We start from the raw sequence: 13,904 nt of genomic DNA on the forward strand, positions 1-13,904 counted from the left end.
GAAGTCAAGTTTGTGGCGGAGATCGGGAGGACGATGAGGGTATTTAGAATGGACGTGAGTGCAGGCAGGGGTGACGATGGCACAAAGCGGGAGCCAACAACCAGGAGATCGGGAGCGATCGGCAACTCATCAGACATCGGCACTCGAAAGAATTCGGCAAGCGAAGGCTGAAGGCGCTACAAAGCTTGATTTGAGTAAGCTAGGCTTGTGGCAAGTCCCCATTGAGATCGCCGAACTGCAAAACCTCGCTGAGCTGTATTTATGGGAGAATCAGCTCACGGAGATCCCGGAGCATCTCTCGCGACTGCACAACCTCACTGAGCTGCATTTATCGAGGAATCGGCTAACAGAGATACCGGAGCACCTCTCCCGACTGCCAAACCTCACCGAGCTGCATTTGTCGTGGAATCAGCTAACAGAGATACCGGAGCACCTCTCCCGACTGCCAAACCTCACCGAGCTGTATTTATCGGGGAATCAGCTAACGGAGATCCCGGAGCATCTCTCCCGACTGCACAACCTCACCGAGCTGTATTTATGGCGAAATCAGCTAACGGAGATCCCGGAGCATCTCTCCCGACTGCACAACCTCACTATGCTGGATTTATCGGAAAATCAGCTAACGGAGATCCCGGAGCATCTCTCCCGACTGCCAAACCTCACCACGCTGTCTTTATGGGGGAATCAGCTAACGGAGATCCCGGAGCATCTCTCCCGACTGCCAAACCTCACTGAGCTGGATTTATCGGAAAATCAGCTAACAGAGATACCAGAGCATCTCTCCCAACTACAAAACTTATCAAAGTTATATTTCTCAGAAAACCAGTTAACGGAGATACCAGAGCATCTCTCCCAACTGAAAAACCTATCAGAGTTATATCTCTCTGGAAATTATTTAACCGAAATCCCAGCGCATCTTTCACGCTTGCATAAGCTCACTGTGCTGTATCTTTCGGGAAATCAGCTAACGGAGATACCCGAGCATCTTTTGCGCCTGCCCAACCTCTCTAAACTATGTGCTGTAGGGAACGAGCAAGTATTCTGGCGAATGACAAGGATAAGTACTGGCTCCATTCAGGATAAAGACAATCCTCTCCAGACCCCACCCTACGAAGTTTGCGAACGGGGCATCGAAGCCATCCGCGACTACTACCGTCAGCTTCGGGAAGTGGGAACCGAAAAGCTCTACGAAGCCAAGCTGCTGATTGTGGGTGAAGCAGGTGCGGGAAAGACGACGCTGGCTCAAAAAATTAAAGATGCAAATTATCAACTCGCGGACGAAGCGTCGACAGAAGGCATTGACGTGTTGCACTGGCAGTTCGACTGTCCTGACGGAACGCCGTTTCGCGTCAACATCTGGGACTTCGGCGGACAGGAAATCTACCACGCCACACACCAATTTTTCCTGACCAAGCGCTCCCTCTACGCCATCGTTGCCGACAACCGCAAAGAGAACGACAATCTCTATTACTGGCTCAGCATCGTCGAACTGTTAGCGGGAAAAAGTCCCGTGCTGCTGGTGCTGAACGAGAAGGGAAACCGAAAGCGGGATATCAACGAGGGACAACTCCGGGGACGGTTCCTGCAACTCAAGGCGACGCTCCCCACCAACCTCGCCAGCAATCGCGGTCTAGAGGATATCCTGACCCAGATTCGCCACTACATCAGTCACCTGCCCCACGTCGGCGACGAACTCCCCGCAACCTGGGTGCGCGTTCGCAAAGCCCTGGAAGAGAATCCCCGCAACACGATGTCGCTGGAGGCGTACCTGCAACTCTGTGAAGAGAACGGCTTCACCCGTCGCAAAGATAAACTTCAGCTTAGCGGCTATCTCCACGATCTCGGCGTCTGTCTCCATTTCCAAGACGACCCGCTGTTAGAGAAGACGGTCATCCTCAAACCCACCTGGGCGACGGATGCAGTTTACAAAGTTCTCGACAATCCTACCGTCACCCAAAATCTGGGCTGCTTCAGTCGCGACGACCTGGCACAGATTTGGTCGGACGACTCTTACGAGGGGTTGCAGGGCGAACTGCTGCAACTGATGATGAGGTTCCAACTCTGTTACGAACTGCCTAACCAACCAAAGCACTTCATCGCCACGCAACTGCTGTCTGCCAACCAGCCAAACTACGATTGGGACGAAACTGCAAATCTCATCCTTCGCTACAAGTACGACTTTATGCCCAAGGGCATTCTGACGCGGTTTATCGTGGCATTTCACCCCGACATCGCCAACGACAGCCAGAACGAACAAGTGGTGTGGCGCACGGGGGTCGTCTTGGAAAAAGACGGGGCGTGGGCGGAAGTGGTGGAGTTTTACGAACAGCGGGAACTGAAAATCCGGGTGGTGGGGCGCAATCGCCGGGATTTACTCACCGTCGTCCTCCACGAACTCGATAAAATTCACGGCAGCTTCCACCATCTCAAGTATGACAAGCTGATTCCCTGCAACTGCGACCGGTGCAGAAACACGCAAACGCCCTATTTCTACAAGTTTGAGGAACTGAAAGAGCGCCTCGCCCACAATAAACTCAACGTTGAATGCGGTAAACCCCCGTATCGCGATGTATCGGTGCGTCAGTTGATTGACGATGTGATGGTGCGAGAGGTTATACCGGACGAGAAAGCCTTTTTACGGGGTGAGTTTGCCGAGGCGGAGATGGGCGGTTATCGGCTGCGCGAGCCGTCCCTGCAACCGCTTCGCACTTCCCCAATCTTTACCCCTCAACCCACGCCAGTTCAACCTGCTATGTCTCCCGAACCCTCGCAATCTCCCGAACCAAAGCCTACTCTCATGGAATCTTTCAACAATCTCCCGCCTAGTGCGAAATGGGGTGCTGTGGCTGTCCTCGCCTTGGTGGCTGCGGGTGTCATCACGGTTCCGTCTTGGTTGAACCCGTCGGATAACGCGGAAACCCCTTTCACCGAGACTGCGGACACCGCACAACCTGAAACTGCCCCAGACATTGACCTGGAAATCTACGTCTACACCGCTGAGGAAAACGAGCCGCTACCGGGGGTGGACGTGCGGTTTCTCGCGCCGGGTGGGGCAATTGGCGATCGCACGAACTCCGATGGCTTCGTCAAGCTGACGGTTCCCCAGAGCGAAGATATCGAAATCGAACTGCGTAAAGACGGCTTCAAACCCATTGACAAACAGGTAAATCTGGTTATCGATCCCGAACGTCGCCGACCCTATTACATGGAACCGCAATCCTGACGACAGAACCCCGATCGCTGTGGCGAAACCGGGGTTCGATCGCAGAATCTAGGTCGAACTTCTACATTTGTGAGGAACCCGAGGGACAAGTCGCGCCCGCATCCGTCATTTCAGGTTGGTCTGGAGCCGTTTTCGACACGTCGCCCGTCTCCCAGGTGCATCTCACTTTTGCGATCGCAACCCCACCCATCCTCCCCTTGGTAAGGGGAGGTGCCGAAGGACGTTCGGCGAGCGCTCAGTCGAGGCGCGGAGGGGTCATTCTACGAAATTGAGAGGCGCCGATGGACGAGACGTTAAATTCCCCGTTCCGTTGGCTCCCGATTTGGCGTCGAACTGCGGAACCAGCCAACGACCCAATCGAATATAAAGGGCAGGTAAAACTAATAGCGTCAACGCAGTTGAGGTAAACAACCCTCCAAATACGACCACCGCGAGAGGTTGTAAAATTTCTTGTCCCGAACCGGAACTGAGAACGAGCGGTAACATTCCCAAGGCGGAAGTTAACGCCGTCATTAAAATAGCAGTCGATCGCTCGATCGACCCTTCAAAAATTGCGCGATCGAGTGGAAATCCTTCGCGAATTTTTTGATGGTAATTTTCAACCAAAAGTAACCCGTTTCGAGTCGCCACCCCAAACAACGTAATAAATCCTACCATCGACGCCACTGAGAGAACGCCACCACCGATCGCCACTGAAAAAATTCCTCCCGTCAACGCCAACGGTAAATTGAGAGCGATCGCGATCGTTGCGGGAATCGATTTCACGGCGAAATACATCAACACGATAATGACAGCTAAAGACACACTTCCAAAAAACAGCAAGTTTTGCGACGCTCGCTGTTCGGATTCAAACTGTCCGCCGTATTCGATAAAGTACCCGTCGGGTAACTCGACCTCTTGAGAAATTGCCGATTTAAGTTCTCGGACGACACTTCCCAAATCGCGATCGCTGACGTTCGCCGAAACAATCAAACGACGAGAGACGCTTTCTCGGTTAATCACGTTGGGTCCTTCACCAAATTTAACGTCTGCAACCTGCGATAACGGAATTTTGCGTCCGTCGGGAGTATCGATAAGCAGATTTTGAATGGTTGTCATATTGCTGCGATCGCGTTCGGGAAGCCATACCAGCAAATCGAACAATTGCTGTCCTTCCAAAACTTGAGAAACCACCTGTCCGTTAAACGCCACTTCGACGGTGTTCGCCAGTTCGTCGATGGTGAGTCCGTAGCGAGAGATCGCCTCGCGATCGAATTCAATTTGAATTTGTTTGACCGACACTTGCGGTTCGATTTGTAAATCGACAATTCCCGAAACCTCACTCGTGACATCTCGGACTTGCGTTCCAAGGTCTCGAAGTACGTCGAGATCCGAACCGAAGATTTTAATCGCGATCGCACTACGAACTCCCGATAAAATTTCATCGATGCGGTGAGAAATAAATCCACCAATTCCCGCCACGACGCCAGGTAACTTAGAAAACTCGTCTCGCAAGCGAGCGATCGCTTTTTCTCGATGTTTCATTCCCAAATCGGACAGTTTCACGTCAACGTGACCCCCGCTCACGCCAATGGCTTCTAAATCTCCCGAAGCTCGTCCCGATCGCAATTGTATCGAGTCAAAATAGGGATCGTCTTTTAACATCTCTTGAATCGCTGCACCCGCACGATTGGTTGTTTCTAAAGACACCGTCGGATAGAGCGTCATCGTATTCACCAAATAACGCTCCTGAAACTCCGGCAAAAACACGCGACCCAACATAAAAAATATAAAAATCGAAGCAAAAAATGCTGAAATAGTTCCTAGCAGAACGTGATTCGGACGCCATAGCGAAACTTGCAAAATTTGACGGTATTTATCACGAGATTGACGTGCGATCCAAGTATCGTCTTTCGGGAGTTTGTGACGAGATAATAGAATCGCCGACAATGCTGGCGAGAGGGTCAATGCCACAAAGGTCGAAGCAAAAATCGATAGTAAATACGCCATTCCCATCGGAGCAAAAATCCGCCCTTCTACACCCGTCAATGAAAAAATAGGTGCGAAGATCGTCGCAATAATAAACGTCGAAAAAAGGACGCTCACGCGCACTTCTTTAGAAGCTTTATACACTACTTTTAGCGGTGAAACTGGCGTTCCATCCAATTGATTTTCGCGCAAGCGTCGATAAGAATTTTCCATATCTACGATCGCATCGTCTACCACCGATCCGATCGCAACCGCCAATCCGCCTAACGTCATAGTATTAATTCCTTGACCGAACGCCTGCAAAATGGTCAAGCCAATCAGTAACGACAGTGGAATCGCACTGAGCGCCATAATCGCCGTGCGCCAGTTCATTAAAAAGAGAAGTAAAACAATCGAAACGATAATAATTCCATCGCGCAACGCACCGGTTACACTTTCAATCGATTCTTCGATAAAATCCGCTTGGCGAAACGTGACGAAAACCTCTACATCTTCAGGAAGTCCCGCTCGAACGTCCGCCATCGCAGCTTCGACGGCTTCGGTGACAGTTGGCGTATCGGCGAGGGGTTGCTTGTTAATTAAAACGACGATCGCCTCGTCACCATCGACACTCGCATCGCCCCGTTTGAGTTCTGCACCGATGGTAATTTCAGCGACATCTTTTAACAGAACTGGAACGCCATCCCGTGCGGTAACGACCGTTTTTTCTAAGTCCTCCAGGGTTTCAATCCGTCCGATCCCTCGAATTAAATATTCGCGATCGGGTTGAATTAAAAAACCACCGCCAGCGTTGACGTTCGATTCTCGAGCCGCGCGAACCACCTCTGAGAGTGTAATGTCAAAGGCTTTGAGTTTCGCCGGACTGACTAAGACTTGATACTGACGGCGATCGCCCCCGTAAGACACGATTTGCGTGACGCCAGGAACGGCGAGCAAGCGGTTTTGGATATCGAGATCGACCCAAGCTCGAACGTCCATTAAAGTGGTCGTTCCGCCCTCTTTAATCGTCAACGCATAGGATAAAATCGTGCCGATAGGAGAAGAAAGCGGCGCCATTTGTGGTGTTTGAACGCCTTCGGGAAGTTCGTTCGCCACCTGTTGCAATCGCTCGGAGATCGACTGACGAGCCTGGTAGACATCAGTTCCCCATTTAAAGAGAACGCTAATCGAAGAAATTCCCACGCCGGACTTCGATCGCACCACATCGACGCCGGGGGTTCCGTTAATCGCACTTTCGATGGGAAAGCTGACGAGAGATTCGACTTCTTCGGGGGCGAGTCCGGGGGCTTCAGTTTGAATATCGACTTGAGGCGGGGCGAAGTTGGGAAAGACATCGAGGGGCATTCTCGAGACGGTGAAGAAGCCCCAAATCGTAACGAGAATGGCAGCGATGACGACGATCCAACGTTGAGCGATCGACCATTTTAAAATGCTATCTATCATGGTAATTTATCGAGGTAGCTTGAGTTGAGAAACGAAACTCAATCTAAGTTTTTTCAGTCGAGACGATCGAAGAGGGCGATTCGTCAATCTGAATCGATCGAAGAACGCTTCGCCGAACTGTCTCGTTCTGGGGTAGATTCTTCAACCGTGGTTGAGAATGAAGTCACCCGAGATCGCACGGATTTTAAAAGTTCGGGAAACGGGAGGTTTCTCCGTCGCCGCAAAAACCAAAATCCCCCCCCAGCCACACCGCCAAGAACCGGAACGATCGCCCAACTCAATGCAGTTCTCGATCGTGCGTTAGAGTGTTCGTGTTCTTCCTCGCCGTGTTCGTCTTCGCCGTGTTCGTCTTCGCCGTGTTCGTCTTCGCCGTGTTCGTCTTCGCCGTGTGCGTCACCTCCCCCTCGCAACGACTGCGCGTACAGCAACACCCCGCCTTGAGTGACGATGCGATCGCCGTCGGCTAAGCCGCGTTCGACTTCCACCATTTCCCCGAACGCACGTCCTAACTCCACCTCAACCGGTTTGAAGCCGCGATCCTCTCGGACGTAAACGATCGAACGCTCGTCGACCTCGACGATCGCCGTGGTGGGAATCGCGAGAACCGGTTGCGCCGTGCGATCGGTGACGATTTCGACCTCTGCAAACATTCCCGGTTTCAGCACGTCCCCAGTCCTGTCGATCTCCGCACGTACCGGAACGCGCTGTTCTCCTTCCACCACGGGATCGATTTGCGCCACGCGACCTCGAAACAGTCGATCGCCGACATCGCGAACCCGGACTAAAACGGTGCGATCGCGTTGAATTTGAGGTAAATCTCGCACATAGACATCAGCTCGCACCCAAACGCGATCGCTGTTGACGATTTGCATTAAAGGCGCTCCCGCCGCATCGACAGACTGTCCCAACGTGGCCGTCCGCGCACTGACCGTTCCCGCAATCGGAGCGGCGATCGTCACCGTTCCGTCGGGATTGGCCGTCGCACCGAGTTGTCGCAACCGCGCCGCATAGGTATCGTCGCTCAAGTCCAAACGAGCGCGAGCTACCTCTAAAGCCGCTTCAGCGCGATCGATTTCCGCTTGTGCTTCTCCGAGTTCCCGACGCTGTTCGGCTTGGGTTAACCGCGATCGCGCCTGCGCCAGCAAGTCTTCAGACTCCCGTAAATCCCGCACCGGTAAATCGACTTCGGCTTGTCGGACGTTCGACTGAGCGGTGAGAACCTCTCGACGGCTCACCGCAGCGGACAAATCGGCTTCGGCGGCGGCCAGACGCGCGCGAGACTCGAGCATTTGTCGTCGGGGAATCGCACCGGCTTCGACGAGTTCCACATCTTTCTCATACTGTTCTCGCGCCACGGCGACTTCAGTTTCGGCGCGATCGATCTCGGCTTCGGCGATGTCTTGCTGGCGCTTGTAATTTTCCTGCGCCACGCTCAGAACGCCGCCGCTTTCGACGAGTTGGCGATCGCGATCGTAGCGAGACTGTGCGGTTTCGAGTTGCGATCGCGCGCTGGCGATGTCGGCTTCTGTAATTTGCAACTGACGTTGGTAGTTATCTCGCGCCAGTTGTAAGTTGGCTTGCGCTTCGAGGACGTTCGCCTCGGCTTCGGCTTGCTGGCGTTGTGCGTCGACGGCGAGTCCGGCCAGTTCGGGACTCGACAACACCGCCAAGGGTTCCCCTCGCACCACCGTTTCCCCTGGCTCGACCAAAAGCTGAACCAGCGTCCCCGCCACGGGAGAAGTCACTTCGACCCGTGCGTCTGGGGTGGCTTCGATTTCCCCGGTGACGGTGATTCCCACGTCCATCAGTCGTGAGGTGAGGGTTTCGACGCGAATTCCCAAGCGATCGATCGCGTCGGGTTCGACTTCGACCTCTCGTAACTCGTTCGATTCGCTCGAGCCAAAGTCGTTTCCGTGGCCGTGTCCCGGGCCGGCCTTCGCTGGAACCTCCAGCCACAGCACCAACGCGATCGCGATTTTCAGCCAAAGGATGGGTTTGAGTGCGTTTCCTACCATGGTCAGGTCGCCCCTGTGGAGTACCGATCTCAGGCTCCCACGCAAAAATCAAAAAAAAGTGAAAATTTTCGCAGACAAAGTCCCGTAGGGTGCGTGACTTGAAAAATCGGGTGTCGATCGTGAGACCGATCGCTCTGTCACGCACCGCCCATGTACACCGCCCACAAACAAGGGTGAGTCCCGTAGGGTGCGTGACTTGAAAAATCGGGTGTCGATCGTGAGACCGATCGCTCTGTCACGCACCTTTTACTGCGGCAAATTGCGCCGAGAACCCCCGAGTTTTGCAAATTTCATCAAAATTTTAATTTTGGCTGTCATCCTTGAAATATCGATGATTTCAAGCCAGAAACAGCCGATATGAAAAACGCTTTATTCCCTGTAAAATCCCTCGCGATCGCCGCGACACTATTCTTCTTACAGAGTCCTACGATCGCTCGAGCTGACGGATACACGTCCCATTTATATAACGCGACGGCACGCCACAACACCAGTCAGTTAATGAACGCCGGTTTGACGACGAACATTTTGACCCTTCACGTTCACGGTTCTAGCATTTCGCAAGTGGCGATCGAGCTTCCCCGACGCGTTTCAATCGAACGAGGCGTTTCTGTCGTCGATGAAAATGGCAATTCTGTTGACGCCAACGTAACAATGTCCGATCGCCGCGTGACCGTCGCCTTTTCCGAACCTGTTACCCCCAACGCCGCCCTCGATATCCATCTTCGCGGTGTTAAAACGCGATTGCGACAAGGACGAGTTTGGCTTTATCCTGTGTCTGTTCGCACCGCAGACTCCAATCGGGATATTTCCATCGGAAACGCTCGAATTCATACCTACTAAAGCCATGCGAATTTTACTGGTTGAGGACGAGCCAGACCTAGGATTATCGATAAAACAAGCGCTATCACAAGAAGCGTATATCGTCGATTGGGTCGAAGACGGAACGACGGCGTGGGACTATTTAGACGATCGCATCACGCAGTACGTCTTGGCGATTTTAGATTGGAATTTGCCGGGACTCTCGGGACTCGAACTCTGTCGAAAACTCCGCCAGTCTGGACGTTCTCTACCCGTAATTATGTTGACCGTTAAAGACACGGATGCTGATAAAGTGGCGGGATTAGATGCGGGAGCAGACGATTATTTAGTGAAGCCGTTTAGTTTGTCGGAACTGTTGGCGCGATTGCGTGCGTTGCAACGGCGATCGCCTCAGTTTTCTCCTCGACCTCTGCAAGTGGACAGTTGGATTTTGGATTACCGGAATTACACGATCGCCAATACAAAACAGCCCGAAATTTTCAGTGTTGCGCTAACGAGAAAAGAATTTCAGCTTCTCGAATATTTTATGCGCCACCCCAATCTTTTGATATCTCGAGAACAGTTGATGGAACAGGTTTGGGAGCGAGAAGCCGAACCGGGAAGTAACGTCGTCGCCGCACAAATGCGGTTGCTAAGACGCAAACTCGAAGGACATCGACTCGAACTTCCTATCGAGACGATTTACGGGTTGGGGTATCGCTTTAATGTTTAAACGGCGATCGAATCGAGTTTTCGGCAAAACGAGATTTCGCTTGACACTTTTATATATCGCCATTGTCGAAACAATTTTACTCGTCTCTGGAGTCGCCGTTTACGAGTACATTTTTTATTCTCGAAGTTTGGCGTTCGATCGCGAGATCGATTCAGTTCTTACCAGCTTACACGACAGCTTTGAAGTCATTCTCCAAAAACCGAGTACCTTAGAGCCAGAAATGGCAGCCTTGGTTCCCAATCTTTGCTCGATCGAACAATCTTGTTATCTGAAGATCGATCGCCCAGAGTTTCACGCCGTCGGTCCAGTTTGGCGAGAGAATTATTCGATTTTCTTACTCGATTTATCGGGAAAACCGATCGCCACCGCTGGTTCGATTTCCTCGTCCGATCTAGAAACTCGAATTTCAAACATCGAAAACTTGGAAAACGCTCATAAAATATTGAGCGATGAGGCAGGAACTCGCTACGAATACCACTCTATTTTACTTCATACTCGAACGGGGGAAAATTGGGGGTATTTAATTGTTGGAAAAAGTTGGCGAGAGACCGATCTCGAATTACGAACGATTCGATGGAGTTTAATCGGTTTTTTCGTCACTGCTTCAGTTGCATTAGGTGCGGCGAGTTGGTGGTTAGCGTCTTTCGCGTTACAGCCTGTCTATCGCTCCTATCAAAAAATGCAGCAGTTTACCGAAGATGCCGCCCACGAATTGAGAACGCCGCTGGCCGTGGTTCACACGCAAGTCGAAACGTTGTTGCGACAACAAAACACTGAGAAATCGGAGTTTAAAACCTCGCTCCGCACGATTTTAAGACAGAACGATCGCTTAGCTAAACTGGTCACAGATTTACTTTACTTGGCACGTCTCGATCGCAAACAGGATACGACCAAACTTCAGCGTTTTTACTTAAACGATATATTAGAAGACCTCGCACAAGAATTAGTTACCTTAGCCTCAAAAGCAAACGTCAATTTAGAGATAAAATCGACCGCCGTACCCAAACTCGAGGTGGCCGGTCGCGAAGCACAACTCTATCGAGCGATTTATAATATTGCCAGTAACGCCGTGCGCTATACCCCGTCGGGCGGCTGCGTCATCGTCGATCTCGACTCGACTTCGAGCGAGGCGATCGTGCAGATTCGAGACACGGGAATTGGCATTTCTGCCGAAGACCAACAGCATATTTTCGATCGCTTCTACCGCGTCGATCGCCATCAATCTCGAAAAACAAGCGGCTCGGGGTTGGGATTGTCCATCGCCCGAGCCATCGTCGAAACCCACGGTGGTAAAATCGACCTACACAGCCAACGCGATCGCGGTAGTACGTTTACCGTTCGCCTACCCAAAAATCGCGATCGCAGAACATCCTTACTGGGGTGACGAACCCGAAGCACAAGTCGCTCCCGAATCGGTCATTTCCGGTCGTTCTGGAGCCGTTTTCGACGCGTCGTCCGTACCGCACAGCAACATTTGCGTGCCACCGTCCTCGACGTACACCAACGACGAAAAACTCTTCAAATCGTCCTGTTTCGCCGTCGCCGTCATGTACGCCGCGTCGTTTTCTACCGAAGCGATCGCGTACTGATAATTTTCCGTTTCCGACTGCAATCCGAGTTGCAACTCTTCGAGCGACTCGGCAAAGCGTTCGTTTTCTAAATAATACGCCTGTTGCGCCCTCGCCAACGCCCCGACATAAGTTTGACCTTCACTTTCGCGGGCAGCGTCCATCGACTGAGCCATCGCTTCCTCGAGCGTCACCACGCGGGCGTTTTCGGGAAGTGCCGACTCGTCCGACACGCGAGCGATCGGCAGTTCGAGATATTCCGGCGTATCTGTAGAAGCTAACGGAGAGTTGACGTAAGCTTTGCCGTCTTCCGTCAAAACGATGGTCACGCTATCCTGAGTTTGGGGATCTTGAATTTCCCAAGTTCCCGCCCAGTCCGAGCCTCCTTGCGTTCCCGAGCATCCCGCAGCGAAGAGGAGAGTTGCCGTCGAAGCCAGCCAAAATTTCGGTTTCGCCAAGTTTGGAGACATGGTGCTGTTGTTTGAATGATGTTGAAATCGCGATCGCCGAGGACGCTCGACGAGACGACATCCAGTATACGCAATTTCTTTGGCTTTCTCGTTTCAATTCCATGTCAACTCACGACCCGACTTCCCCTCTCGCCGTCGGACTCATCGGAACGGGTTTCGTCGCCACCTTACGGGCTGAAGCCCTGCAACGCGATCGCCGAGCGCAACTGAAAGCCGTCGTCGGGTACGATCCCCAACAAAGCCGCGAGTTCGCCCGTCGCTACGATGCCGACTGTCTCGACACCTGGCACGCGTTAATCGATCGCGACGATATCGACGTCGTATTTCTCAGCAGCATCAACCGCGATCGCGGAACCCTCGCTCGGGCGGCCTTCGATCGCGGAAAGCACGTCGTCGCCGAATATCCCCTCTCTCTCGATCCCACCGAAGCCGAAACCCTACTCGAACGCTCCCGCCAAACCGGAAAACTCCTCCACGTCGAACATATCGAACTCTTGGGAGGGTTTCACCAAGCGTTTGTCGAACACCTTCCCCGAGTCGAACCCGTCTCCTACGTCCGTTATGCCACCATCAAGGCCAAACGTCCGGCTTCGCCACACTGGACGTACCATCGCGAGCTGTTTGGATTTCCGCTCGTCGGTGCGTTATCTCGCTTGCACCGTTTGACCTCTTGTTTCGGCCGAGTCTCCTCTGTTAGCGGCCGGGCACGGTTTTGGGACGGCGACGAACCAGGTTATTACACGGCTTGTCTGTGCAACGCTCGACTCGAATTTACCAGCGGTGTCTTCGCCGATGTCCTGTACGCCAAAGGCGATCGCTTTTCCCACACGACCCGCGTATGGGAAGCGTGCGGCGAGGGCGGTACGCTGGTGTTGGAAAACGGACGCGGTCAACTGACGTGCGGGGACGAGATCGCGCCCATCGAAATCCCGTCGCAACGGGGCGCTTTCGCCCGAGACACGCAAATGGTACTCGATCGCCTCATCGACAACAAACCCCTGTACGTCGCCCCCGAAGACAGCGTCTATACCTTAAAAATCGCCGATGCAGTGCGGCGAGCCGCCGAAACGGGAGGGGCGATCGCCCTCGACTCAAGCGGTCGATAGCGCCCGTTCCAATTCCGTTGGAAGCTGACATTTCCAGGGTTCGTCTGGGGAAATGGGAGATGGTTTGTCTTGCCAGACTTGTCCTTGTTCGTAAGCTCGAACCAGATATTTTCGCAACTCGAGGGGAGGTTGAGAGGAGAGAACGGGGTAGCGCGATCGCAGTTCGTCCGTGTAGAAGCTGCTGTTGCGGCCGATACTGGCGATAAAGTTAAAGATTTCGGGGATGCTCTCGATGCCGAACTCGTCGAGAAAGGCTTTACAGGTATCGATCGCCGCGTTTCCGTAAGCGTGGCCGAGAGGGGCTGGGATTTTTTGGCTGCACGTCACCAAACAGCGATCGCTACGATAGTCGAGTTCGGGCAACTCTTCCCCCCAAATCTGCACGGCCCACGGAAAGTCTTGTGAAATTTTACGGCGATCGGTTACCGCCATCAGAATGTCGTTCACCGTGACGATGAAACGGGGTTCGTCTGCCTCGACCAATTTCCGAACGTCGATCGCTTTACAAGTAATCACGCTATTGACCTCAATGTCGTCGCTCGATTCGATCGCCACCCTGCACTCGAATTGTCGTTTTTCT

Annotated in this window: 9 protein-coding genes and 1 pseudogene; 6 read left to right on the top strand and 4 right to left on the bottom strand. The window is 52.8% G+C overall.

The genetic code is table 11. From position 1 onward, the window contains the following. Positions 1 to 76: 76 nt before the first annotated feature. Positions 77 to 1,018, top strand: a pseudogene (locus tag POG22_RS13810) (leucine-rich repeat domain-containing protein); the annotation flags it as partial. Positions 1,019 to 1,048: 30 nt separating this feature from the next. Beyond that, positions 1,049 to 3,223, top strand: a complete 2,175-nt coding sequence (locus tag POG22_RS13815; RefSeq protein ID WP_498905931.1) for a COR domain-containing protein — start codon at positions 1,049 to 1,051, stop codon at positions 3,221 to 3,223. Positions 3,224 to 3,478: 255 nt separating this feature from the next. Here the strand turns inward: POG22_RS13815 and POG22_RS13820 are convergent, their stop codons facing one another. Both POG22_RS13820 and POG22_RS13825 read right to left on the bottom strand, forming a co-directional pair. Continuing rightward, positions 3,479 to 6,634 (bottom strand): efflux RND transporter permease subunit, encoded by a 3,156-nt coding sequence (locus tag POG22_RS13820; RefSeq protein WP_498905886.1) that lies wholly within the window; start codon positions 6,632 to 6,634, stop codon positions 3,479 to 3,481. 83 nt (positions 6,635 to 6,717) lie between these two features. Then, positions 6,718 to 8,649: an efflux RND transporter periplasmic adaptor subunit gene (locus POG22_RS13825; protein WP_498905888.1), complete on the bottom strand. Its 1,932-nt coding sequence runs from the start codon at positions 8,647 to 8,649 to the stop codon at positions 6,718 to 6,720. 357 nt (positions 8,650 to 9,006) lie between these two features. Between POG22_RS13825 and POG22_RS13830 the strand changes: the two genes are divergently transcribed. Genes POG22_RS13830 through rppB form a run of 3 tightly spaced genes read left to right on the top strand, consistent with a single transcriptional unit; the run spans position 9,007 to position 11,564 of the window. Continuing rightward, entirely contained in the window at positions 9,007 to 9,489 is a 483-nt protein-coding gene (locus tag POG22_RS13830) for a hypothetical protein (protein ID WP_498905890.1), read from the top strand. Between the two features lie 4 nt (positions 9,490 to 9,493). Beyond that, positions 9,494 to 10,180 (top strand): two-component system response regulator RppA, encoded by a 687-nt coding sequence (gene rppA, locus POG22_RS13835; protein ID WP_498905892.1) that lies wholly within the window; start codon positions 9,494 to 9,496, stop codon positions 10,178 to 10,180. After that, a complete protein-coding gene (gene rppB / locus POG22_RS13840) occupies positions 10,173 to 11,564 on the top strand; it encodes a two-component system sensor histidine kinase RppB (protein ID WP_498905894.1) in 1,392 nt (463 codons plus the stop codon). The genes rppA and rppB overlap by 8 nt, the downstream gene beginning before the upstream one ends. Here rppB and POG22_RS13845 read toward each other — a convergent pair. Beyond that, positions 11,553 to 12,218, bottom strand: a complete 666-nt coding sequence (locus POG22_RS13845; protein ID WP_498905896.1) for a type IV pilin-like G/H family protein — start codon at positions 12,216 to 12,218, stop codon at positions 11,553 to 11,555. The genes rppB and POG22_RS13845 overlap by 12 nt on opposite strands. A gap of 101 nt (positions 12,219 to 12,319) precedes the next feature. Between POG22_RS13845 and POG22_RS13850 the strand changes: the two genes are divergently transcribed. Further along, entirely contained in the window at positions 12,320 to 13,324 is a 1,005-nt protein-coding gene (locus POG22_RS13850) for a Gfo/Idh/MocA family protein (protein WP_498905898.1), read from the top strand. Here POG22_RS13850 and POG22_RS13855 read toward each other — a convergent pair. After that, positions 13,310 to 13,879, bottom strand: a complete 570-nt coding sequence (locus tag POG22_RS13855; protein WP_498905900.1) for a hypothetical protein — start codon at positions 13,877 to 13,879, stop codon at positions 13,310 to 13,312. The genes POG22_RS13850 and POG22_RS13855 overlap by 15 nt on opposite strands. Positions 13,880 to 13,904 lie beyond the last annotated feature (25 nt).

It is taken from the genome of Geitlerinema sp. CS-897, assembly GCF_028368005.1.
In the GTDB taxonomy this organism is placed as follows: domain Bacteria; phylum Cyanobacteriota; class Cyanobacteriia; order Cyanobacteriales; family Geitlerinemataceae; genus Baaleninema; species Baaleninema simplex.

What these genes read in the sequence shown, in the direction of transcription:
- POG22_RS13815 (WP_498905931.1), top strand. Translation starts at nt 1,049, where the DNA reads ATGACAAGGATAAGTACTGGCTCCATTCAGGATAAAGACAATCCTCTC.
- POG22_RS13820 (WP_498905886.1), bottom strand. Translation starts at nt 6,634, where the DNA reads ATGATAGATAGCATTTTAAAATGGTCGATCGCTCAACGTTGGATCGTC.
- POG22_RS13825 (WP_498905888.1), bottom strand. Translation starts at nt 8,649, where the DNA reads ATGGTAGGAAACGCACTCAAACCCATCCTTTGGCTGAAAATCGCGATC.
- POG22_RS13830 (WP_498905890.1), top strand. Translation starts at nt 9,007, where the DNA reads ATGAAAAACGCTTTATTCCCTGTAAAATCCCTCGCGATCGCCGCGACA.
- rppA (WP_498905892.1), top strand. Translation starts at nt 9,494, where the DNA reads ATGCGAATTTTACTGGTTGAGGACGAGCCAGACCTAGGATTATCGATA.
- rppB (WP_498905894.1), top strand. Translation starts at nt 10,173, where the DNA reads ATGTTTAAACGGCGATCGAATCGAGTTTTCGGCAAAACGAGATTTCGC.
- POG22_RS13845 (WP_498905896.1), bottom strand. Translation starts at nt 12,218, where the DNA reads ATGTCTCCAAACTTGGCGAAACCGAAATTTTGGCTGGCTTCGACGGCA.
- POG22_RS13850 (WP_498905898.1), top strand. Translation starts at nt 12,320, where the DNA reads ATGTCAACTCACGACCCGACTTCCCCTCTCGCCGTCGGACTCATCGGA.